This window comes from Rhizobium sp. YAF28, from assembly GCF_052113285.1.
Classification (GTDB): Bacteria; Pseudomonadota; Alphaproteobacteria; order Rhizobiales; family Rhizobiaceae; genus Rhizobium.
In genome coordinates this window covers 466993-486948 of record NZ_JBFRCX010000001.1, presented here as the reverse complement: position 1 = coordinate 486948, position 19956 = coordinate 466993, and the positions used below count along the sequence as shown (strand labels likewise).

At 58.8% G+C, this 19956-nt stretch carries 25 protein-coding genes; 7 read left to right on the top strand and 18 right to left on the bottom strand.

What is annotated here, in order from left to right; translation table 11 throughout:
- The first annotated feature begins 33 nt into the window (after positions 1-33).
- Complete coding sequence (locus tag AB4Z13_RS02565; RefSeq protein ID WP_113321533.1) at positions 34-753, top strand: phosphotransferase; 720 nt, start codon at positions 34-36, stop codon at positions 751-753.
- Between the two features lie 15 nt (positions 754-768).
- Here AB4Z13_RS02565 and AB4Z13_RS02560 read toward each other — a convergent pair whose 3' ends face one another.
- Positions 769-1506, bottom strand: a complete 738-nt coding sequence (locus AB4Z13_RS02560; protein WP_442205729.1) for an SDR family oxidoreductase — start codon at positions 1504-1506, stop codon at positions 769-771.
- Between the two features lie 196 nt (positions 1507-1702).
- Between AB4Z13_RS02560 and AB4Z13_RS02555 the strand changes: the two genes are divergently transcribed.
- From AB4Z13_RS02555 to AB4Z13_RS02540, 4 genes are all read left to right on the top strand, one after another.
- The gene (locus AB4Z13_RS02555; RefSeq protein WP_442205728.1) at positions 1703-2326 is read left to right on the top strand and encodes a TetR/AcrR family transcriptional regulator; all 624 of its coding nucleotides are present in this window, start codon (positions 1703-1705) and stop codon (positions 2324-2326) included.
- Positions 2327-2624: 298 nt separating this feature from the next.
- On the top strand, positions 2625-3443 hold the full coding sequence (locus tag AB4Z13_RS02550) for a twin-arginine translocation signal domain-containing protein (RefSeq protein WP_442205727.1): 819 nt from the start codon (positions 2625-2627) through the stop codon (positions 3441-3443).
- Positions 3444-3478: 35 nt separating this feature from the next.
- Positions 3479-4939, top strand: a complete 1461-nt coding sequence (locus tag AB4Z13_RS02545; protein ID WP_442205726.1) for a caspase family protein — start codon at positions 3479-3481, stop codon at positions 4937-4939.
- 262 nt (positions 4940-5201) lie between these two features.
- Positions 5202-5498: an acyl carrier protein gene (locus AB4Z13_RS02540; protein WP_442205913.1), complete on the top strand. Its 297-nt coding sequence runs from the start codon at positions 5202-5204 to the stop codon at positions 5496-5498.
- A gap of 90 nt (positions 5499-5588) precedes the next feature.
- On the opposite strand, the gene AB4Z13_RS02535 is transcribed toward AB4Z13_RS02540, so the two are convergent.
- From AB4Z13_RS02535 to AB4Z13_RS02465, 15 genes are all read right to left on the bottom strand, one after another.
- Positions 5589-6119 carry an AAA family ATPase gene (locus tag AB4Z13_RS02535; RefSeq protein ID WP_442205725.1) on the bottom strand — a complete coding sequence of 177 codons (531 nt, stop codon included), beginning with the start codon at positions 6117-6119 and terminating at the stop codon, positions 5589-5591.
- Between the two features lie 49 nt (positions 6120-6168).
- On the bottom strand, positions 6169-7488 hold the full coding sequence (locus AB4Z13_RS02530) for an ATP-binding protein (protein WP_442205724.1): 1320 nt from the start codon (positions 7486-7488) through the stop codon (positions 6169-6171).
- Positions 7485-8162 (bottom strand): response regulator transcription factor, encoded by a 678-nt coding sequence (locus tag AB4Z13_RS02525; RefSeq protein WP_442205723.1) that lies wholly within the window; start codon positions 8160-8162, stop codon positions 7485-7487. The genes AB4Z13_RS02530 and AB4Z13_RS02525 overlap by 4 nt, the downstream gene beginning before the upstream one ends.
- Positions 8159-8725 carry a cytochrome b/b6 domain-containing protein gene (locus AB4Z13_RS02520; protein WP_442205722.1) on the bottom strand — a complete coding sequence of 189 codons (567 nt, stop codon included), beginning with the start codon at positions 8723-8725 and terminating at the stop codon, positions 8159-8161. Before AB4Z13_RS02520 ends, AB4Z13_RS02525 begins: the two co-directional genes overlap by 4 nt.
- Positions 8726-8728: 3 nt before the next feature.
- A complete protein-coding gene (locus AB4Z13_RS02515) occupies positions 8729-8995 on the bottom strand; it encodes a PepSY domain-containing protein (protein ID WP_442205721.1) in 267 nt (88 codons plus the stop codon).
- Between the two features lie 98 nt (positions 8996-9093).
- Entirely contained in the window at positions 9094-9462 is a 369-nt protein-coding gene (locus AB4Z13_RS02510; protein ID WP_442205720.1) for an NIPSNAP family protein, read from the bottom strand.
- 14 nt (positions 9463-9476) lie between these two features.
- Entirely contained in the window at positions 9477-9848 is a 372-nt protein-coding gene (locus tag AB4Z13_RS02505) for a hypothetical protein (protein ID WP_439015231.1), read from the bottom strand.
- A gap of 47 nt (positions 9849-9895) precedes the next feature.
- On the bottom strand, positions 9896-10159 hold the full coding sequence (locus AB4Z13_RS02500) for a hypothetical protein (RefSeq protein WP_439015232.1): 264 nt from the start codon (positions 10157-10159) through the stop codon (positions 9896-9898).
- A 51-nt stretch (positions 10160-10210) separates the two neighbouring features.
- On the bottom strand, positions 10211-11047 hold the full coding sequence (locus AB4Z13_RS02495) for an SDR family NAD(P)-dependent oxidoreductase (protein WP_439015233.1): 837 nt from the start codon (positions 11045-11047) through the stop codon (positions 10211-10213).
- Between the two features lie 208 nt (positions 11048-11255).
- Positions 11256-12326, bottom strand: a complete 1071-nt coding sequence (locus AB4Z13_RS02490; protein WP_442205719.1) for an alpha/beta hydrolase family protein — start codon at positions 12324-12326, stop codon at positions 11256-11258.
- A 93-nt stretch (positions 12327-12419) separates the two neighbouring features.
- Complete coding sequence (locus AB4Z13_RS02485; RefSeq protein WP_439015235.1) at positions 12420-12797, bottom strand: DUF1330 domain-containing protein; 378 nt, start codon at positions 12795-12797, stop codon at positions 12420-12422.
- 251 nt (positions 12798-13048) lie between these two features.
- Entirely contained in the window at positions 13049-13729 is a 681-nt protein-coding gene (locus AB4Z13_RS02480; protein WP_442205718.1) for a DUF4405 domain-containing protein, read from the bottom strand.
- Positions 13726-14241, bottom strand: a complete 516-nt coding sequence (locus AB4Z13_RS02475; RefSeq protein WP_442205717.1) for a cytochrome P460 family protein — start codon at positions 14239-14241, stop codon at positions 13726-13728. Before AB4Z13_RS02475 ends, AB4Z13_RS02480 begins: the two co-directional genes overlap by 4 nt.
- A 364-nt stretch (positions 14242-14605) precedes the next feature.
- On the bottom strand, positions 14606-15775 hold the full coding sequence (locus AB4Z13_RS02470) for an aldo/keto reductase (protein WP_442205716.1): 1170 nt from the start codon (positions 15773-15775) through the stop codon (positions 14606-14608).
- Positions 15776-16063: 288 nt separating this feature from the next.
- Positions 16064-16960, bottom strand: a complete 897-nt coding sequence (locus AB4Z13_RS02465; RefSeq protein WP_442205715.1) for a LysR substrate-binding domain-containing protein — start codon at positions 16958-16960, stop codon at positions 16064-16066.
- A 410-nt stretch (positions 16961-17370) separates the two neighbouring features.
- Here AB4Z13_RS02465 and AB4Z13_RS02460 point away from each other — a divergent pair, with 410 nt between their 5' ends.
- A complete protein-coding gene (locus tag AB4Z13_RS02460; RefSeq protein ID WP_113321541.1) occupies positions 17371-18081 on the top strand; it encodes a DNA helicase in 711 nt (236 codons plus the stop codon).
- A 39-nt stretch (positions 18082-18120) separates the two neighbouring features.
- Here AB4Z13_RS02460 and AB4Z13_RS02455 read toward each other — a convergent pair whose 3' ends face one another.
- Complete coding sequence (locus AB4Z13_RS02455) at positions 18121-19068, bottom strand: LysR family transcriptional regulator (RefSeq protein WP_442205714.1); 948 nt, start codon at positions 19066-19068, stop codon at positions 18121-18123.
- A 14-nt stretch (positions 19069-19082) separates the two neighbouring features.
- On the bottom strand, positions 19083-19262 hold the full coding sequence (locus AB4Z13_RS02450; protein ID WP_442205713.1) for a hypothetical protein: 180 nt from the start codon (positions 19260-19262) through the stop codon (positions 19083-19085).
- On the opposite strand from AB4Z13_RS02450, the gene AB4Z13_RS02445 reads away from it, so the two are divergent.
- On the top strand, positions 19261-19944 hold the full coding sequence (locus tag AB4Z13_RS02445; protein WP_442205712.1) for a glutathione S-transferase family protein: 684 nt from the start codon (positions 19261-19263) through the stop codon (positions 19942-19944). The two genes, AB4Z13_RS02450 and AB4Z13_RS02445, sit on opposite strands and share 2 nt — an antisense overlap.
- The last annotated feature ends 12 nt before the right edge of the window (positions 19945-19956 follow it).

Below are 19956 nucleotides of genomic sequence, written 5' to 3'. Positions count from 1 at the left end.
CCTCCCTTCATGGATTGCGGCTAGTCTTGTCGGATGAGCACGGAAGAAACGCCGTTGACCGGCGGTCGCATTACTGCCGGCGTGGTTCGGGTCGGGGAGACCGTCAGGCGCCCGGTCACGAGGGACCGGGCGCATGTGCATGGTCTTCTCCTTCACCTCGAAGAGCGTGGCTTTGATGCCGTCCCACGCTTCTTGGGCGTGGACGATCAGCAGCGCGAAGTGCTGAGCTTCATTCCCGGCCATGTGCCTGACGATCTCGGCCATTTCGATGATGCCCAGCTTGCAGCCGCTGCTCGCCTCCTCAGGCGTTTCCACGACGCGACTGCGGATTTTCCGCTCGTCCTGGACACTGGCGCGGAAGTCATGTGCCACAACGACTGGGGTCCGCCGAACGCGGTGTTCCGTGATCGCCTGCCGTGCGGCCTGATCGATTTCGACACGCTCGCTCCCGGCCTGCGCCTCTGGGATCTCGGTTATTTCGCCTTTGCCTGGCTCGACCTTGGGGACGACGCCTATACGGGCGACGAGCAGATCCGGCGACTGGAGGTCGTGGCGCAAGCCTATGGAATGGCGGGCTGCGCGGCCACGCAGATCGCCATCCATGCGCTCGCGCGACAGACGGCGCTGGCGGTCGCGGGGCGGGTGCAGGGCAAGCCGGACATGGCGGATTGGGCGGCGGCGGCTGCCGACTGGACGGTCCTCAACGTGCTCGAGCAATTGAGCCCGACCGGCTATGCCCTGCCCGCAGGATGAAGCCCAGCCCTCCCATCAGTTCCGCCCGCCATTCGCGCGGATCACCTGCCCATTGACCCAGCCGCTCTCAGCGCTCGCCAGAAACGACACGATCCGGGCAATGTCCTCCGGCTGCCCGAGCCGGCCGAGAGGGATCTCGTTGGTCAGGCGCTGGATCAGCTCCGGGGAGCGGCCGGCGAGCAGCAGTTCGGTCGCAACCGGCCCGGGCGCCACGGCATTGACGGTGATACGGCGGGAGCCGAGTTCCTTTGCAAGGATACGCGTCATCGCTTCCACAGCCGCCTTGGTCGCCGTGTAGACGGCATTGCCCGGTGAATAATGGCCGATGATGCTGGTGGAGAGATTGATGATACGGCCGCCCTCGCGCACCCGCCTTGCACCCTCGCGCATACCGTTGAAGGTGCCGGTGAGGTTCACGGCGATCAGGCGATGGTAGTCTTCGTCGCTCACGTCGGAGAGCGGGCCGAAAGTGGTGACGCCGGCATTGTTGACGAGCACGTCGACGGTTCCGAATTCCGCTTCGGTGCGCTCGAAGAGGTCGGCGACCGCCTGTGGGTCGGAGACATCAGCGCGGAGCGCAAGCGCCCGGCCGCTGGCCGCCGCGATGGCCGCAACCACCTCTTCGGCCTGGGCGGCATTTGCCGCATAATTGACGACGGTATGGAAGCCATCGGTTGCGAGCCGCCTGGCGATCGCCGCACCGATGCCCCTGGATGCGCCGGTGACGATGGCGGTCTTGGTCTCGTTTGACATGTGTGACTCTCCTGTTCCTGCAGCGCGGGTGATCGCAAACATAGCAAGTCGCATGCGCGTCACCGGTCCTGGTAAGGCGCTAGAAGATCTCAGATCCTGCTGTGTTGCCCGATCGCTTGTGCGCTTGATCTGACGCCGGTAATGTGAGCGATAACTCGCTTTCCCGCTACTCGCATTTCAGGCCCCGTTTCCAGCAATGTCCGAAAGCCCCTACGAGAGCCGCTCCTCGCCCAGAAAAGCGCCCAAACAGGCTCGCTCGCTTGTCACGGTAAGCGCGATCGTCGAGGCCGCGGCTCGCATTCTGGAGGAGCGCGGCCACGAGGGTTTTTCCACCAATGCGGTCGCGGAAAAGGCCGGCGTCAGCGTCGGTTCGCTCTACCAATATTTCCCGCGCAAGGATGCGCTGATCGGCGCGCTGATCCTGCGGCAGACGATGTCACTGGTCGGAGATGCGGAAAGTGCTGCCGATCGGCCGACGGGCCAAGAGGCGCTCTCTGCCCTCATCAACCCATGCGTCCACCTCCAGCTTGAACGCCCTACCCTTGCCCGCCTGCTGGATTATGAAGAGGCGCGCCTGCCGCTCGATGCCGAGACCGAGCAGATCAAGCAACGCTTCTTCGAGCTCACCCGCGATACGCTGCTGCGGCCGGATATGCCGCCGCAGCCCGATATCGATGTCGCTGCGCGCGATGTGGTGGCGATCATCAAGGGCATGATCGATGCCGCCGGCGAACATGGCGAGGAGGACAGGAACGGGCTGGCGCTACGCGTCAAACGCGCCGTCATCGGCTATCTCAGAACCGCATCGGAAGGCAGCTGAAGCGTGTCGCAATGAAGCGGGAGACCGGATCGCTTGCGCGCCTCGGCACGGCGCATCTGCATTACTCGTCCAAGCTGCTTGATAAGAACAAAGACGAAGCATTCATAATGTTCGCCTCAGTTCGTACGTCATCATGGGATGGAATGGCGACAGATGTATAGAAAAACGTGCGTTGTCACAGAACAATACATATTTCTGATTTTATAATTATTTAAGATAGGTAAAAATACACTGATAGCGCGTGACTTCAATTGAGAGATTTCGTATAACGCGGTCATTGCAAAATCGGAGAGCTGTCATGGACAGGCGAGACTTTCTTGCTGGTATTACTGCTGCGACTGCTACTATGATTCTGGGCTCCGAGAGGGCTTTTGCGCAAGAAGATCCGCTAAATAAACTTCTCAGAGAGCTCAGTTCTGACCCCTCACTTGTAGAGAATAGCTGGCTCTACCGAGAACCTTCGGTATCGAGAGGTGTCGGGCACGGAACGCCTTCCAAACGAAAACTCATAAAGCCCGTGACCGATATGATTATAGCGTTCGAAGTCGCAAGCCCTACCGTCTATGAGGCACGCTATCGTCGACCCATTTGGCCCAAGGGCGAGTCTGGAGTGACAATTGGCGTGGGTTACGATCTCAGGTTCGCAAACAAGCACTACATAGATCGAGATTGGCCAAAGCTGTCACAGGCCGATCGGAATTTGCTCTACTCTGTAGCCGGATTCGGAGGATCTAAAGCAAGTCGCTCGCTTACGTCCGTCCGCGACGTCGAAATACACTGGAACATGGCAGAAGAACAGTTTTTAAATTTCCTTCCCTATCCAACTGACGAGACGGAGAAAGTCTTTCCAAATTGCGGAGAATTATCTGACTTGTCCTTCGGCGCCTTGGTCTCGCTCGTCTATAACAGGGGGTCGTCGGTCTCTCGAAATAGCAAGCGCCGGGTCGAGATGTACGAAATTCAGCAGATGATGAAAAACAGGACGTTTGACGATATTCCCGACCGTATCCGATCGATGAAGCGCTTATGGAAAAACGATCCCAACGCCCGCGGGCTTCTCATACGCCGCGATGCTGAAGCGATCCTGTTCGAAAAAGGACGTCGCTCTCCGGGTTGAATTTCCGATAGGGGCAAAAGCGAGTTCATCGACCAATGTTAAAGCGCAAACTCATAGTATTGGCGGCTGTCTTGGTTTGCTCGGGCGCTGCGACGCCGCCTCCAAAGCGTATTGCGCTCGTGATCGGCAACGGCGCTTACAGCTATGCAGACCCACTGCCAAATGCCGTTAGCGATGCTGAAAGGCTGAGACAAACTCTCAGTAGTTTGGGATTTCAGATATTCCCGTCCACGCAGGATCTCGATCAACGCCGATTGGACAAGGCGATCAACGATTTCGAAGGAGAGCTGCGCGCCTCTGGCCCCAATGTCGTTTCGTTCATCTACTATTCCGGTCACGCCGCCCAAGACGCATTCGGTATCAACTATATGCTGCCGATCGACCTTGACCCCGCTACGGCGGATATGGTGCGGACCGGAGGCGTGCAGATTGCGTCACTCTTCAAAGCCATGGAGGATGCCAACAACGACGTTAACATCCTTGTATTGGACGCATGTCGTGATTGGTTCGAAGACGACAAGGACCCCAAAGTCCCCAAGGGGCTCCATGACATGGGGCTGCATGGCAGTGTTTTCATCGCCTATGCCACCAGAAGCGGTACTACAGCCGACGAAGGCCCTGGTCTCACGAGCAGCCCATTCTCAAATCGCCTCATCGAGGCGCTGCAAAAGCAAGCATCCGAACCGGTCTCACTGATATTTGACGATGTCCAAACACGTGTCTATGCCGACACGGATACCGCCCAGCTCCCAATGTATGTCAACGGCCTGGTGCGCGCCGGACGTTGGGCTTTTTCCAGCGCCTCGCTGGACCAGGTTGCTGAAACCCCGCGGCCCGCAGTCGCCAATGTCAGTATTGCCGCGTTTCTTCAAAGCCTTGATCGCGACAAGCTGATAACCTTCACACACGGTAATGTGTCGTTTGTCGACGTGCTTCTAAAACGCCGCGACATTCTTGAAAAATACGAGATTAATACGCCGAACAGGTTGGCGTTCCTCATCGCGTCGATCGCGTTTGAAACTGGCGGCTTTCAGCAGCAGGTCGAGAAATTCGGATACAGCGCGACAGCCCTGCGCCGCATATTCACAAGCAGGATCACTTCCGATGAACTCGCACGACAGTTGGCCGGGAAGCCGGAAGCAATAGCGAATTTCGTCTACGCGAATCGCTTTGGTAACGGATCCGCCGAAAGCGGCGACGGCTGGCGTTATCGCGGACGGAGCCTGTTCTTCATCACCGGGCGAGGAAACTATCGTCGTTACGGGCAGGAAATCGGCGCGGACTTGGAAAATTCCCCGGATCTGGCGAACGATCTCGAAACAGGACTGGCGATTGCAGGTGCGATCTGGAAGGATCGTCAGGTCAATATTGCAGCTGACGAGGGCGACATGGCGGGCGCGGCGCGCCGTTTCCGTGGAAGCTCCTTGTCAAGTGATTTGCCGGGACGGATGATCTGGCTGAGACAAGCCAGACAGGCTCTTGAGACCCCCAACTAAAACTCGGTCACAAGCACGTGGAAGGCGGCTCTAAGCCGCGCCTGACAAATACCCTGATCTCCCGCCGCACCGGATCGTGCTCCGACGTCGATTTGTGAGCAACGATAGCTACACGATGGAGGCTAAAATGACGGAACGACGTTTGCGCGCGACCACAGCACTTTCAGTGTCTTGCTTCGGGATATTGTGGGCATCAAACACCGACCTGGCATTTGCTGATGAGCCTGCGTCATCTGCCAACGCCCCGGCTTGGTGTGTTGGGGTGACGGCCCCCGCACCCGATACTGCTAATATCTGCGGACGAATTGTGAAGGTTGTCACCGAGCACCTCGGCATCGATCGTTCGGCGGTGTCTCCGAATGCGAGGTTCGTTGAGGATCTCGGCGGAGATTCCTTGGACGTTGTGGAATTGGTGATGGCGTTCGAAGAGGAGTTCAATGTTTCCATCAGCGACGCGGAGGCCGAAAAATGCCCCACCATTTCGGACGCTGTGAAGCTGATACACGACAAGGTCGCCGGAAACGCTGGGCTGCCCAAACCAAAACCGGCGAAACGTTAACAACGCGAATATCAAGACGATATTGATGGGAATAAGGCTGCCGCGTTGCATCAAGAACGGGCGGGATCGAGCTCGGTTCCGAGAAAATTATCAGGCCCGCAGCTGGCTCAGCAGAAAATCCGCGCGGGATACAACGTCAAGCTTCGGCAGGATGACGAGTTCATAGGCGATTTCAGGATAGGCCGAACTCAGCCGTTCATATTCGGAAACCGCCTCTTCAAAACCGTGCCGTCGCTCCGGGTCATTGACATAGATCTCCGGCCACGGTGGCGTCAGGAACACCGTCTGGTGATAACGATGCCGGTCCCGCAGCGTCTCCAGCACCGCTTCTCCGGTAGCGGCCTGGAGCGCGGCGGCGGCATCGATCAGGCCGCGATCGAAAAACGTCCAGCCCGCCTGCGCCTCCGCCAGTTTCTGATCCTCGAGCGCCATCGCGATCGCCCGCCGGGCAAAAGCCACCGGATCGACCCAGGGCAAGGCTGCGCCCTGCCCGGCCAGCTCCTCTCTCACGATCCGGCGTCCGGGCTCTTCGACGGTGGCATAACCGCGCCGGGAAAGCTCTTCGAGCAATGTTGATTTCCCGCCACCCGAACAGCCGGAAATAACGACGGATTTGATCATGGAACCCTCGAAAAACAGATGATGTAAAGGAAGCGTGGTGCAGACGCGGCTATGTGCCGACTTCCAGATCGAAGATGTGGCCCTGTCTGCCGGCAGAGCGGCGAAGCGAACCCCGGTGGATCGCGGCAATGCGCTCCACGATCTTCAGGCCGATCCCAAGGCCGTCCGCATGGGCTGTGACATCGCACGCCTGCCGGATACCGGCGAGATGCCGATCCTCGACGCGGATCAGATTGCGGCTGACCCGCACGACGATATCGGTATGCGCGGGCGTGTGGCGGACGGCATTGTCGATCAGGTTGCGCACGGCATCCTTCAGCAAGGCCGGCACACCCTGCACGATGGCGGCATCCACCTGCGCGGAGAATTCCAGCGAGTGATCGTTCTCGTAGACCCAGGGCGCCAGCTGCTCCACCACGCTGGATGAAAGCGCCACGAGGTCGACCTCCTCGAACATGCCGTGATCGAATGTATCGAGCCTCGCGAGCGCGGTGATCTGGCCGACGAAGCGCACGAGGTCGTCGAGATCGGCTTCGGCCTTTCGCGCCCGTGGATGGTCGATATGGCCGAGCTCCAGCTTGATTGCCGCAAGCGGCGTGCGCACCTCATGCGCGATGCCCGATGTCAGGATCTTCTGGGATTTCATCAGCTCGCCGACACGCTCGAAGGCCCGGTTGACGGCCACGGCAAGATGAGCGATTTCCCGTGGCATTTCCTGAAATTGCAGATGCGAGCGGGAATCCATCGGGTCGATCCGTTCGGCCGCCTCGGCCGCAATCCGTACCGGTTTCAGCGCCTGGCGCACGGAAAGCAGGGTGGCGCCGAGCACGAGCACCAGCAGAATGCTCATCGGCACGATCATGTGTTCGATCACCTCATTCCAGAAGACGTCCGACAGCACGTCCTGCGGATCGCCCGTCGTCGCGACATCGACGACGAAGCGCCGCCCGCCGACCGTAAAGGCCCGCCCGCCCACGAGCGTCAACGGCTTGCCGGGCTTGAGCGACCGCAGCCAGAAATCCGGAGGATTGACATCAGGCGGCAGGAAGCGGCTCTCGCAGGCGGCATCGCAGGATTGGAAAACCAGCCCGCCATCGGCCTCGCGGATGCGGGCCACATAGCCGGTCTGCGCCTCGCTGTAGCGCCCCTCGACACTTTCGGGAAGCCGGTAGTGGATTGTGCCATCCTCCACAGCAATGCCGGAGGCGAGCCGCTCGGTTTCCTGCTCCACGAAGAGCCGCGAGAGCTCCCCGACATTCCAGTAATAGTCGGAAAAGATCACGGCGAGTTGCAGCACCATGGCCAGCACCGCAAAGAAGGCGATCCGCCGCGCCAGGATCGCGCCCAGTGTCGGCGATATCTGCTTCACGCGCGCGCCTCCCGCATCATGTAGCCGACACCCCTGACGGTCTCGATCAGCGCCTTCGTCGGGTGCCCCTCCAGCTTCTTGCGCAGTCTCGAAACGGCAAGCTCGACGGCATTGCTGCTGCGCTCGTCGCCGAACTCCGAGAAGGCGTGCTCGATCTTCGGCTTTGGCACCACCCTGCCACCATTGCGCATCAGCAGTTCGAGCAGCCCCTTTTCCGAGGGCGCGAGCGCGATCTCGGCGCCGGCACAGATCACCCGGCGCGAGGCGACATCATATTGAAGTGCGGCATATTCCAGGACCGGCATAATGGTTGCCGGCGCGCGCCGCGTCAGCGCGCGGATGCGGGCGATCAGCTCGCCATTGTGAAACGGTTTTACGAGATAGTCATCAGCGCCGGCATCGAGCCCGGCAATGCGTTCGTCGATCGCCCCGCGCGCAGTCAGCACCAGAACCGGCATCTGCACCCTTGTCGCCCGGAGCGACCTCAGGAAGGCGATCCCGTCCTCATCAGGCAGGCCGAGATCGAGAAGCAGCAGGTCGTATTCCGCTTCCTGCAACGCAAGCCGTCCCTCCTGCGCGAGCGCGAAGGCATCGATCTTCCAGCCGGCATCGCGGATGGCTTCGCAAAGCAGTTCGCAAAGCCTGGGACTATCCTCGATCAGCAGTATCCTCATGCCTTCTTTCGACCCGTGACCATCGACCAGACGAGATTTTCCCTTTGCCTCCAGCTTTCGACGATGGCCGCACCGGCATGGACGAAGGCAAGCACCATGATGCCGTTTGCGATGGTGCCGTGCAGTTTCTCCAGCCACTTTTCGCCCCAGAAGGCGTCGAGCGTCGTCATCCAGCCGGTCAGCGCAGTTGCCGCCAGCAATGCCATCAGGAGCAGCATCATAACCGATGCCAGCGGATTGTGACCAAGGTAACGTTTATCATTGCCATCGATCATATCGAGGATCTGCTCCATGACCCTGCGCGGCGTCGGCAGGAAATCGGAAAAGCGAGCGTGTTTTGTACCGACGAAACCCCAGAGAATACGAATGACGATTGCCGCAGCAACGACATAACCCGTGAAGCGGTGCCAGTATTTGCCCTCTTCGAGAAAGAAGAGGTTGAGCGTGCAGGCGGTCACGATGGTCCAGTGAAACAGCCTGACGACCGGGTCCCAGACCCGGATCGTCTGGCGGGCGGTATCGGAGGGCGCAGCGCCCTCCTTCTTCGACGAGATGGCCGCCATCGCTCAATCGCCCTTCTGGACGATGTCGCCGGAGGCCGGATTGAAATAAACTTCGGCGCGTTCGCCGTTCTTGTCGCGGCCGTAGATTTCGTAGCAATTGCCGGTGATTTCGAAGGTCTTGATCTTGTAGCCCATGGCTTCGATCTTCGCCTTCATGGCCGCCTCGGGCATCCATTTGGATTTCGGCTCGCCGGTGCAGCTTGGACTTGCAAGCGCCAAAGCCGGCGTGAATGACAGGATTGCGATAGCAGTGATTAGTTTCAGCTTCATGATTTTACCCTTTTGCTGTTGCCCCTTGCGGGCGACGAACAATCGGGTAGCGCGGCGAAGCTGTCTGTTTGCTGTCGGCGACTGTAGCTTCAGTTTGCCTAATCTTCGCGCGGCAGCGGCTGCAGAAACAGGCGTTCATAGCTCTTGAAGGGCGGATTGTCTCCGAAGCGCGCATTGGCCGCGATACCCTCAGGATCGGCGGCGACGCTGCTGCGGTAGTTGAGATAGCTCTCCTCATCCGGAAAGGTGAAGAGTGCGATTGCAATATCGCCCGCTCCATCCGACCCGGCAGCGGGAAAGCTCATGCCGGTGCCATCGGGCCTTTCGCGCGGCAGGAAATAGCCGTGATGCGTCCCGCCGCAGCGCTCGATCAGCCCCATCCAGATCTGCGCATAGGCTTCGAATTCCGCGAGCTTTTGCGGATCGAGGCGATAGCGCACCTCGCATGTAACCGGTGTATTTGACATCGTGAATGTCCTTCTCATTCCAGTAACGCATGCAGAGGATGCCGGCCATGCACACATCGCCGGATCTCAGGGAGTTGCAGGAAACGTGCTTGCGCATGGAAGCCAAATACTTGTCCGGCTCCCCGTTCCATCAGAGCTATGAGCGTCTTTGTCGGCGCTTCCAAGACGATCTTGGCGATGAGCGCGACAGGCTGCTCAGCCAATGCGCTGGTCTCATGCTGATCAAGTTCATTCAGCAAGACGGTCAGGGGCGCATTGATTGAGGTGAAACATGGCTTTTGTCCGGGGTTGGGAGCCGACACAGCGACATCGGCTCCCTGGGGGTTCGAGAGCCGTGCGTCCGTTCGGACGCACAAAAGACGTTTTAACTTTTTGATTCTACTCATCAGGCTTTCCGAAAATCGATTCCGATTTTCGGGCCGATCCTGTAGCCTCAGCCCACGACAGGCCTGAAATCCAGATTGACCGGCTGCTTCGGCAAATGTTTCCGTTCGGTGACATCGGGCGCGACCTCGGTCGTGCCTACACTATCGGCAATCCTCTCGAGCCGGAAGCCCCGTGCATGTATCTTTCCGTGTCCCCTCAACAGGAAACCGTAATGGATGCTGGCCGCGTCGGCCGGAACATCCAGCACGACCGAGCGCGCCGCCCAGCCGGTCGTGCCGGAAGCAAGCCCGCCTATCGGTCGCGCCAGCATATTGTTGCAGCGCGCCGTTCAGCTCATGGCTCGAAGTCGCCCGGTCGATTTTCAGAAGGCACCATCTGTCGACCTGGACAAGGCCTCATACGCGCGCAGCTCTTCGAGCTGGCCCTCGAGGGCGGGCTTGTATGCCTCAAAGGCGTCGCTTCCCGCCAGGAACTGTCTTGGGGGATTGTCCACGGCGGCGATCTTGACGAGAGCATCGCCAAGCTTGGCCGGATCGCCCTGCTGCTTGCCGTCATAGCCAGACCACATGGCTTCCGCCGTGCCTTCGGCGGCATAGTCCTCAATCGAGCTGGTCGCGTATTTGGCGTTCTGCGCATCGAGCAGGTCCGTCCGGAAAAAGCCGGGCGCGACGGCCGTGACCTTTATCCCGAATTGTTCGACTTCCTGGGCCACAGCCTGTGACAGTCCTTCGACCGCGAACTTGGCAGCGCTGTAGGCACTGCAATGCTTGAAACCAATGACGCCGGCAAGCGAGCTGATATTGATGATCCGGCCCGAACGTTGCTTGCGCATGACGGGAAGCACCGCGCGCATGACGTGGACCACGCCGTAAAGATTGGTGGCAATCAGTCCGTCGATTTCGGCCGTGGTCAGCTCCTCGAAGTTACCAAGCAGACTATAGCCTGCATTGTTCAATAGAACGTCGATGCGGCCGAAGGCTTTCGCTGCCTCGGCGGCGGCGGCTTTCGCTTCGGCCTCGTTGGTGACATCCAGCTGCACGAACGCGAGGTTCTCGCTCGCGATATCGCTGAGGGCCTTCGTTACCTTGCCGAGGTTGCGGCCGGTCGCGACGACGCGGTCGCCAGCCTTCAGGGCCGCTCTGGCACTTGCAGCGCCGATACCGCTGCCTGCACCTGTGATAAACCAAACCTTGCTCATGTCTAACTCCTGTTCTTGATGAACCGAAGATAGATCACCTGCCAGGGCAGTATTAGATGATACTATCTGCATGAACTTAGAAATGGGATTTATGAATGCGCCGGCCGTCACCCTCCTGTCGCTGAGTGTAAATCGCACCAGATCCAATCCTCCTTTATCAGGAGGATTGGATCTTCAAGTCCGTGTTTATGGCGTGCGACTTCTTTGGCTAGGCAACATTGATGTGCGTGGCGAACCAGTCGAGCACCAGCTGCGGATTTCGTCCGAAGTAGTTGTATCCCTCGAAACGCTGGTCAGTGCCTTCGATCCAGAAGAGTTTCTTGTCCTTTGAGGAAAGGGTGTCGTAGATCTCCTGCACATTGGACGGCTTGGTCAGGAAATCATTGCGGACCTGCGCCACCAGTGTCGGAACCGTCACGGCTTTGGCATATTCCATCGGCCAGACGTCCGCGAGGTGATAGCCGGTCCGCTTCCAGTAAGCGGCGTCGAACAATTCGACGCCATTTGCGATTTTCTGATTTTCCATCGCTGTTTGGACGAAGACCGCCGGCGTCACGGGCTGCAGTGCAATCATCGCCTTGATGTGGGTGAATTCCGCCGGGTGCTTGTACATACCAACGATCGTGGCGTTGGCGCCCAGGCAACGGCTGTAAAGGGCGGTCTTCATGTCCTTGGTGTCGGGCCGCGACTTGGCGTAACGCAAAGAACCGATGACGTCGCGATATTCCAGCGTACCATGCGCGTTGACGCCACCGCTGCCGGTGCCGCTGCGGCCATGGTTGCGCATGTCGTAGGTAATGATGTTGTAGCCCGCGTCATGCAGGATCTTGTATTCCGGCAGGAAGTTCGCCTCGAAGCCACCGAAATTCTTCCAAGGATCAAGATGGCCGGGATAACCATAGCGGTTGCAGGGCATGGGGTGGTTGAAGATGAGCAACCTGTCAGAATCGGCGGGAATGAACCAGCCCTCGATCGTCACGCCGTCCATCGCGGGAAAGAAGATCTCTTCGTATTCCATGCCGTATTCGTTCGGCCACCGCAAGATAGGCGTGCGGGTAGAGTGTGCCATCAGGTCGGCCATGCCGTTGATGAATTCTTCGGTTTTCGCGTCGGTCACAATCGCACCTGTTGTTGTTTGGTTGTCCGCGGCCTGTACGCTCGCGGAGGTGGCCGCCATGATCGGGAGAGCGGCGAGTGCCGCGCCGGCTTTCAGAAGTTGGCGCCGGCTATTTGAGGCGGCACCTTCATGCTGAACGGTAGTGTCATGCTGATTGCCCATGTCAGGCTCCTTGGGAGATGTTGGGACGTTGATTTCAGCTGGAATTCGGGGGCGAGACGCACACATATCATCGCGCCTCGCCCCATCCGGTCTTCACTGCTTGGGAGGAACAAAACCTTCGGTGATGATGACCGAGCCTTCGGTAGAGGCGACGCGGAACTTCCGGGCGGCCGTGTACTCCGGAGAATTGTAGAAGCGTTGCGCGTCGGCCATGCTTGGGAACTCGGCTATGGCCATGACCTTTTTCGGCTCGCCTTCCACCGCGGTGGCATTCAGGTTGAATACGATGATCCTGCCGCCGAATTTCGGCGCGAGCGGACCGGCCTCTTCCATGTATTTGCTATAGCCGGCCTGATCCTTGATCGTGTAGTTGGCGATCATGTAGCCGGGAGCCTGGGAATCCTGGGCATGACCGGTTGAGGCGAGAGCCAGCGCCATGACAGCGGCCGCGCCGAAAATGAATTTCTTCATTGTCTGAGGTCCTTTGGTTTTGAGTTGAGATGGATTGGAGAGCCGATCCGTCGATCTGGACAGTTCGCTATGGGCTCGTATGCCGCTGGGGCAGTTTTCGATGCCGCTGCTCGCACCAAGCCTTGCTCATGCTGAACTTCCTGTTTCGATAGACAGGAAGATAGGCTGGCTCAGTCTATTTGATTAGAATGCATAATTTGCATGAAGCTAGAAAGCGCATTTCTAAATAGACGCCGGATTTGCGGCCGGGGCTATGCTGCCCGGTGCCTCAGGTCTCTGATCAATCTCAAGCCGTAGTGAGCGAGAAACACGCCCAGTCCGATGATCGCGGTGTGATGCAGGAAGAAGGCTAGCATCGCCTTCTGGAAATCCCAGAATTCCAAGCTCGTTTGCATGAACAGCTTTGGCCCGATATTGACCACGAACAGGCTCCGAACGCCGCAGGCAGCGATCACGATAGCTGCCGTTCGTAAGACAAAGGTACGCAGTCTGCTCTTGGTCGTGATGCCGAACCTGCCGCGCACCACATCCATGATCATCGACCAGTGCAGACCGAGATGGATGGCTGCTATCAGCAGCGCCAGATAAGCCGTCAGAGCGTGGATCTGGCGCACGGTGAAGGTGCTGGTCAACGGCAGGAAGCTGAAGACGGTCTGCGAGATGATTACGCTGGTCACCAGCAGAGACAGCATGGTGACTAGAAGCGGGAGATTGATCATCTTGGTGATAAAGCTGCGCGGCTCGCGCCAACCCTTCGTGATCATGCCGTACCAACGGCGGTTGAAAATGTTATGGCTGATCAACAGCAGGAACATGCCCGTGCCGATGATCTCGTGCACCGCATTGCCGAGCCAGTCGTAAGCCAAGGCGGCCAGCAAGAAGCCGGCCGCCAAGAAATCGAGGATCAACCGCAAGAAAAACAGCGGCTTCAAGGGATGTAAGCCCGCATTCTGTCGGTTGTGAACATGAAGTCATTGTCTGCCTGGGATCCGTGGCACGATTGGCACCGCTCAGCGAACGCCGTCCGCTTGACCTGCATGTTGGTATCGAACTGCTGAAAATGCCAGTCGCCGGTGCGCTGCTCCTGAGGGACGCTGAGACCCCAGTCCACACCTTTCTCCATAAAGAAATAGCCAGTGAGTTTGTAGTCCGCCCAGATGCCCAGGACCAATTGCGTACCAGGTGGAAGCGGTCGGCCAGATTTCGCGATCTCCAGGGTTTCGCGGGTTGCAAACGCTTCCTCCTTGGAAGAGCCGCGGTCGTAGGTCGCATAGAGCACATACTCGTCGAAGTTTTTAGGGAACGCGGCCCGATTTCCGGTTGCTTGCGCCATTGCCGAAGAGCCGAACAGGCAGGCGAAAGAGACGAAAGCGGCCACGATAAACACAAGACGCACGATCGAAGCGGATGGTACATTAGTCTTTTCGGGTCTGGCCTTGGCCATTTAGGATTCCCTTCGTTTGCCCGCCGGGCAGGATTTGGCACACGTAATCGAGATCACCGTATTCTGGCGAACCCGATCAGAGTAGGTGGGGGTATTTGCATGGGCTTAGAAAGCGGACTTCTAAATCCGGCAATCATCGAAGAGCGCCAGCAGAGTGCTTGAGCGGTCTCAGATCAGCTTTGGGTAGCCATAGATTTCGCGCAATTTCTGTGAGGCATCGGAGCGAAGTATCCCCGTTCCGATGTCGAACGTGGCAAAGCCTCAGTGCGCTGTAAAACCACCATCCACCAGCAGAGCAACCCGAGCGCAAAGCTGGCAGCGGGGCTGCAGAGCCAAAGAACTGCGGCCGCGATCGCTTTGGTGCTTAGGCTGTCTGGTCAACGAGCCCCATTTGCATTTCATTCATGCGGCCCCCGTGCACGGTCAGTGCCGAGAGGGCAGTTCCGAGCTCGCGAAGGTCTTCAGGCGTCAGCTCAACCCGAAGCGCACCCAGATTCTCACTCAGGTGATCGATATTGCGCGTGCCTGGGATGGGAACTATGAACGGCTTCTGCGCCAGCAGCCACGCCAAGGCGATCTGCGAGGGTGTTGAACTGTTCTTTTCGGCGAACTGCTTCAGCAATTCAACATACGGCATATTGGCCGCCAGGTTGTCAGGGCTGAAACGATCGAATGTCGGTCGAAGATCGGTTTTCGTGTCGAACCTTGTGCTCGCGTCCATTTTCCCTGTGAGATATCCCATTCCTACTGGGCCCCAAGGGACGAAGCCGATGCCAAGCTCTTCACATGCGGCAAGAACGCCATTGCGCTCAGGGCTTCTCTCCATCACGGAGTATTCGGTCTGGACCGCCGTTACAGGCTGGACAGCATGCGCCCTGCGAATTGTCCTGGCGCTTGGCTCCGATAGACCGAAATGCAGAACCTTGCCTTCCTGGATCAGGTCTTTGACCGCACCAGCCACATCTTCGATCGGCACCTTGGGGTCGACGCGGTGTTGGTAAAAGAGGTCGATGCGATCGGTCTTCAGCCGTTTGAGCGAGGCTTCTGCCACCTGCTTGATCCGCTCTGGGCGGCTGTTTAGGCCTATCGTGCCGTCAATTGCAAAGCCGAACTTGGTGGCGATTTTCACCTGGTCGCGAATGGGTGCCAATGCTTCTCCAACGAGATCTTCGCTCGTATACGGACCATAGACTTCGGCGGTATCAAAGAATGTGACGCCGTTTTCGTGGGCGGTGCGAATAGTGTTGATACCCTGGGCTCTATCGGCGGGTGGGCCATAGTTGGCGCTGATGCTCATGCACCCAGCTCCTATTTCCGAGACTTCCAGCGTTCCGAGTTTTCGCGTTTTCATCTGCCCCTGTCCTGTATGGAGAACGCTTTGGTATCCCTGCCGTTGATCCGGTGAGGCCGCCCAGGCCGCCGATACGGCGGGCAACACCGCACCGGCGAGCGCGGCGTTAATCAAAAAATCACGGCGATCAAGGCCGAAGTGCTTGGCAGCATTCGGGCGCGCCTTTTGATTGTTTTTGTCCATGCCTTGTCTCCTGAAATTTGGCGGCGAAGCCGTCGTTTCATTTAAGGAGGACGATCCGTGTCAGTTCACCTTGCGCTCAAGCGAGCTCGATCACTCCGACGGCACAATGGTTTGATGCCCGTCCTCGTGGAGGGAGATAAGCAGCGCAGCAATGAGCGATTAGGCCCCATTTTCTGCATGGGGTTAGAAATGGGATTGATAAATACTGGCGGTGAATGGAGGTTTAGAACTTCTGATCGACTTGAGGCAGTGGTTCCGCACCAGCATATCTACGACGCAAATCGACCGCTACGGTCCCCTGTAACGGAGTGCCTCCACCAGAAGGGAAAAGGCCGGTGTGTGTTGTCGCCTGCTTGGATAGTAGAGGTGATAGCCTGGGAATGGTGGGCACCAGTCTTCCAGAACTCGGATCAACCGTCCCTCGGCCACATGATGGGAAACCTGGCTTTCGAAGACATAAACCAGCCCGAATCCATCGAGGGCTGCGTTTTCCAGCATCTCGTTATCATTGAGGATGAGCGATCCGCTGACGCGCGCCTCCAGCTCAACGCCGTCACGTTCGAACTCCCAAGCATAGAGACCACCTCCCCTGCTCTGCCTATAGCTTACGCAAGCGTGGTTGTGCAGGTCACGTGGCGTTTCCGGGCGCTTACGGTTGGCAAAGTAAGCGGGCGACCCAACAACCGCCATTCGAACATCAGGGCTCACCCGCACTGCTACCATGTCCTTCTCGACCTGCTCGCCGAGGCGTATGCCAGCGTCAAATCGGCCGGCGACGATATCGGTAAGTCCTTCGTCGACATTGATCTCAACGACGATGTCCGGATACTCAGGCACGAGCTTCAGCAGTGCGGGCCAGAGCACCATTCGTGCGGCGTGCCGAAAGGTAGTGATACGAATCGTGCCTGCGGGCTTATCCCGAAGGGCAGTGAGCGCGGCGATTTCACTGTCGATATGATCAAATGCCGGACGCAGGCTGTGAAACAGCCGTTCTCCGGCCTCTGTCGTCGAAAGGCTGCGCGTCGTCCGTGAAATCAACCGCACATCCAGACGTCGCTCGAGCATTCGAACAGCATAGCTCAGTGCAGACTGGGAGAGGCCAAGCTTCGCGGCCGCGCGCGTGAAACTTCCCTCCTCCACAACCATAATAAATGCCGCCAGCTCGCTGAAATCACCTTTTCTCATTCATAAATCCCATTTCTAAGTTTATGCGGATTATAGCGTCTGATCAGCATGCCTGTCCTCCGTTATTTATTGCTCGACCTACACGCTGTTAGGGCGGCAAGAGGACAGCGAGATAATGAGCAAGACACAGCCGCAACTCTTCAAGAGTTCGCCTTCATCAAGGGATTACCGGACGCTCGCACCTGTTCAGCAGGTTAAGTTGGTTGCGGGCCTGGCGTGATCCGAACGACCCCACAACTTCCCACTTGTCGCGAATCGCAACGCCCGCTACCTCTTGGACAAGGCTCGACCCAGGCCTCCTCCCTCCAGCCGGGAAAGCATCGTCCATGCGGGGTTTATCCACCATCGAACCATCTGTTCGAGCACCGCATAAGGAGGGGTTGCGTTTCCGGCTCGCAATGGAGGTTTGAATGAAACTGTCTGCACCCATCTATCAGCTGAAGCGCCGTGCGAAATTGCTGGCGCGTACGGATACGATCCCGCTTCACCAGGCATTGGACCGTATCGCGCAGGAAGAAGGTTTTACGGCCTGGAGCCTGCTTGCTTCCCAGCATGAAACGCTGCTACCGGCCACACCCATGCTGTCGCAGCTTGCCGAAGGCGATCTGCTTTTGATCGCCGCCCGTCCTGGGCACGGCAAGACCCTGCTCGGCCTCCAGCTTCTGCTCGATGCCGTCAGGGAAAGCCGTAAGGCCACCTTCTTCACGCTCGAATATACCGAACAGCAGACCATGAAGCGTATTCATGCTCTGCCGGAAGGCGAAGCGCTTGGCGAGAAGATCGAGATCGTAACCTCGGACGAGATCAGCGCCGATTATGTCATGCGGCATCTCGCGGGTGCGCCGCGCGGAACGGTGGCTGTCATCGACTATCTGCAGATCCTCGATCAGCAGCGCAGCAAGCCCGGCCTTTCGGAGCAAGTGTCTGCACTCCAGACCTTCGCTCGCGAAACCGGTATCGTGCTGGCCTTCATCTCGCAGATCGACCGATCCTTCGAGGCTGACGGCAAGGGCTTGCCGGATCTGTCGGATGTGCGCCTGCCCAACCGGCTTGACCTCACGCTGTTCAGCAAAGCCTGCTTTCTCCACAATCGCGAAGTCCAGCTTCAGCACGTGGCTTAAATCGTAAAGCCGGGGCCGGTGTCGATTGGGCGCCGGCCCTCAGCTTTCTGGCGGCCGCTGCGGCTGCACCGAGAACGCGTCCGACGTCATTCCCTGCCGCATGCGCTTCGTCGCGAAATCGACGAAGGCCCTGAGCTTGGGCAGCGATTGGCTGCGGCTCGGGTAGTAGAGGCAGAGCCCCGGCACATCGCGGGCGTGATCCTCCAGCACCGGGATGAGACTTCCCTGCTCGATATAGTGCCTGACAACAGAGCCGACCGTGTAGAGGAAGCCGACGCCGCGAAGGGCAGCCCGGATCGAGGCCTCGTAATCGTTGAGAATGAGCGGACCATCGACAGCAACCTTCAGGCTTTCGCCGCCATCGACGAATTCCCAGGTCCGCGACACCTGCCCGCCTCTCCGGGTCAAGAGAGCGGGCAACCCCTGCAACTCTCGTGGATGGCCGGGCCGTGGATATTTCTTGAGCAGGCTCGGCGCGCCGACGACAACGAACTTGTCCGACGGCGTCAGCCAGGTCGAGACCATGTCGAGCTCGATCGTATGCCCGAGCCGGATACCGGCATCGAACCCTTGCTCGACGATGTTGGTGAACTCGTCGTCGCCGACAAGCTCCAGGGTGATACCGGGATAGGCCTCGTGGAAGTCAGGCAGGAGGCTGTTGATCAGCAGTGAAACCGCCGGGCGCGGCGCATTGATGCGTAAATTGCCACTCGGCTGTTCGCCGAGATCGCGGGCGGCGTTCACGCCGGCCTGAAACATCGCCGCTGCCGGCTTGGCATGCGCAAGCAGCTTCTGGCCCGCTTCCGTCAGCCGCACGCTGCGGGTCGTTCGCGCAAACAGTGCAGCCCCCACTCGCCGTTCCAGCGTCTGTATGCCCTGGCTGATTGCCGATGGGGTCAGCCCCAGCTGGCGTGCGGCTGCGCGAAACCCGTTCTGCTCGGCCACCGCCAGAAATATCGCAAGGCCATCCAGTTCCGCTCGATCCATTGTGTAGCCTTGCTTTACAGCGTGATCAGATAGGGGTTTATTATCAAACAATAGGCCGCATGCCATATCTTGGCAAGAAGCGCGGCCAACAGCTCTCCGCCCTTCCAAACCTTGATCGGCAATCCCTCGGGCTCGGTGTCCTCTCGATCGAAGAGGCGCGCCTTCACGCCTGCCCAAACGAAAGAGAATTCCATGAAAATCTATGACAGACCGGGCTTTCCCAACCCCATGCGCATCCGCATCGTGCTGGCGCAAAAGGGCCTGGATTCCGAAATCGAATTCGTGCCGGTCGACCTGATCGCCGCCGAGCACAAGCAGCCCGCCTTCCTCGCGAAGAATCCGTCGGGCGTCCTGCCGGTGCTGGAGCTGGATGACGGCACGCTGATTTCCGAAAGCACGGCGATTACCGAATATCTCGACAATCTCGATGGCAAGCCGGAGCTTACCGGCCGCACCCCGCGGGAAAAGGCGCTCATCCACATGATGCAGCGCCGCGCCGAGGCCTATGTGCTCGATCCCGTCGGCATCTACTTCCATCACGCCACACCCGGCCTCGGCGCGGCATTGCAGGCCTTCAAGAGCCCGCATTGGCCGGGCCGCACCGAAATGGGCGAGCGCGAGGGCGAGAAGGCAAAGGAGGGTCTGCGCTATTTCAACGAGATCCTCACCAGGCAGCCCTTCCTGACAGGCGAGACCTATTCGATGGCCGACATCACGCTGCTCGCCGGCCTCGCCTTTGCCGAAGTTGCCGGCATCGTCCCGTCAGGCCTCGATGCGCTGGCGCAGTGGCAGGCACGCATGGCTGATCTGCCCGCCGTCAGGAACCGCAGCGGCCAGAATTTCCTGCCCGAAGATCTTAAGCGCTTGGGCTTCTGAGCACCGCGACCG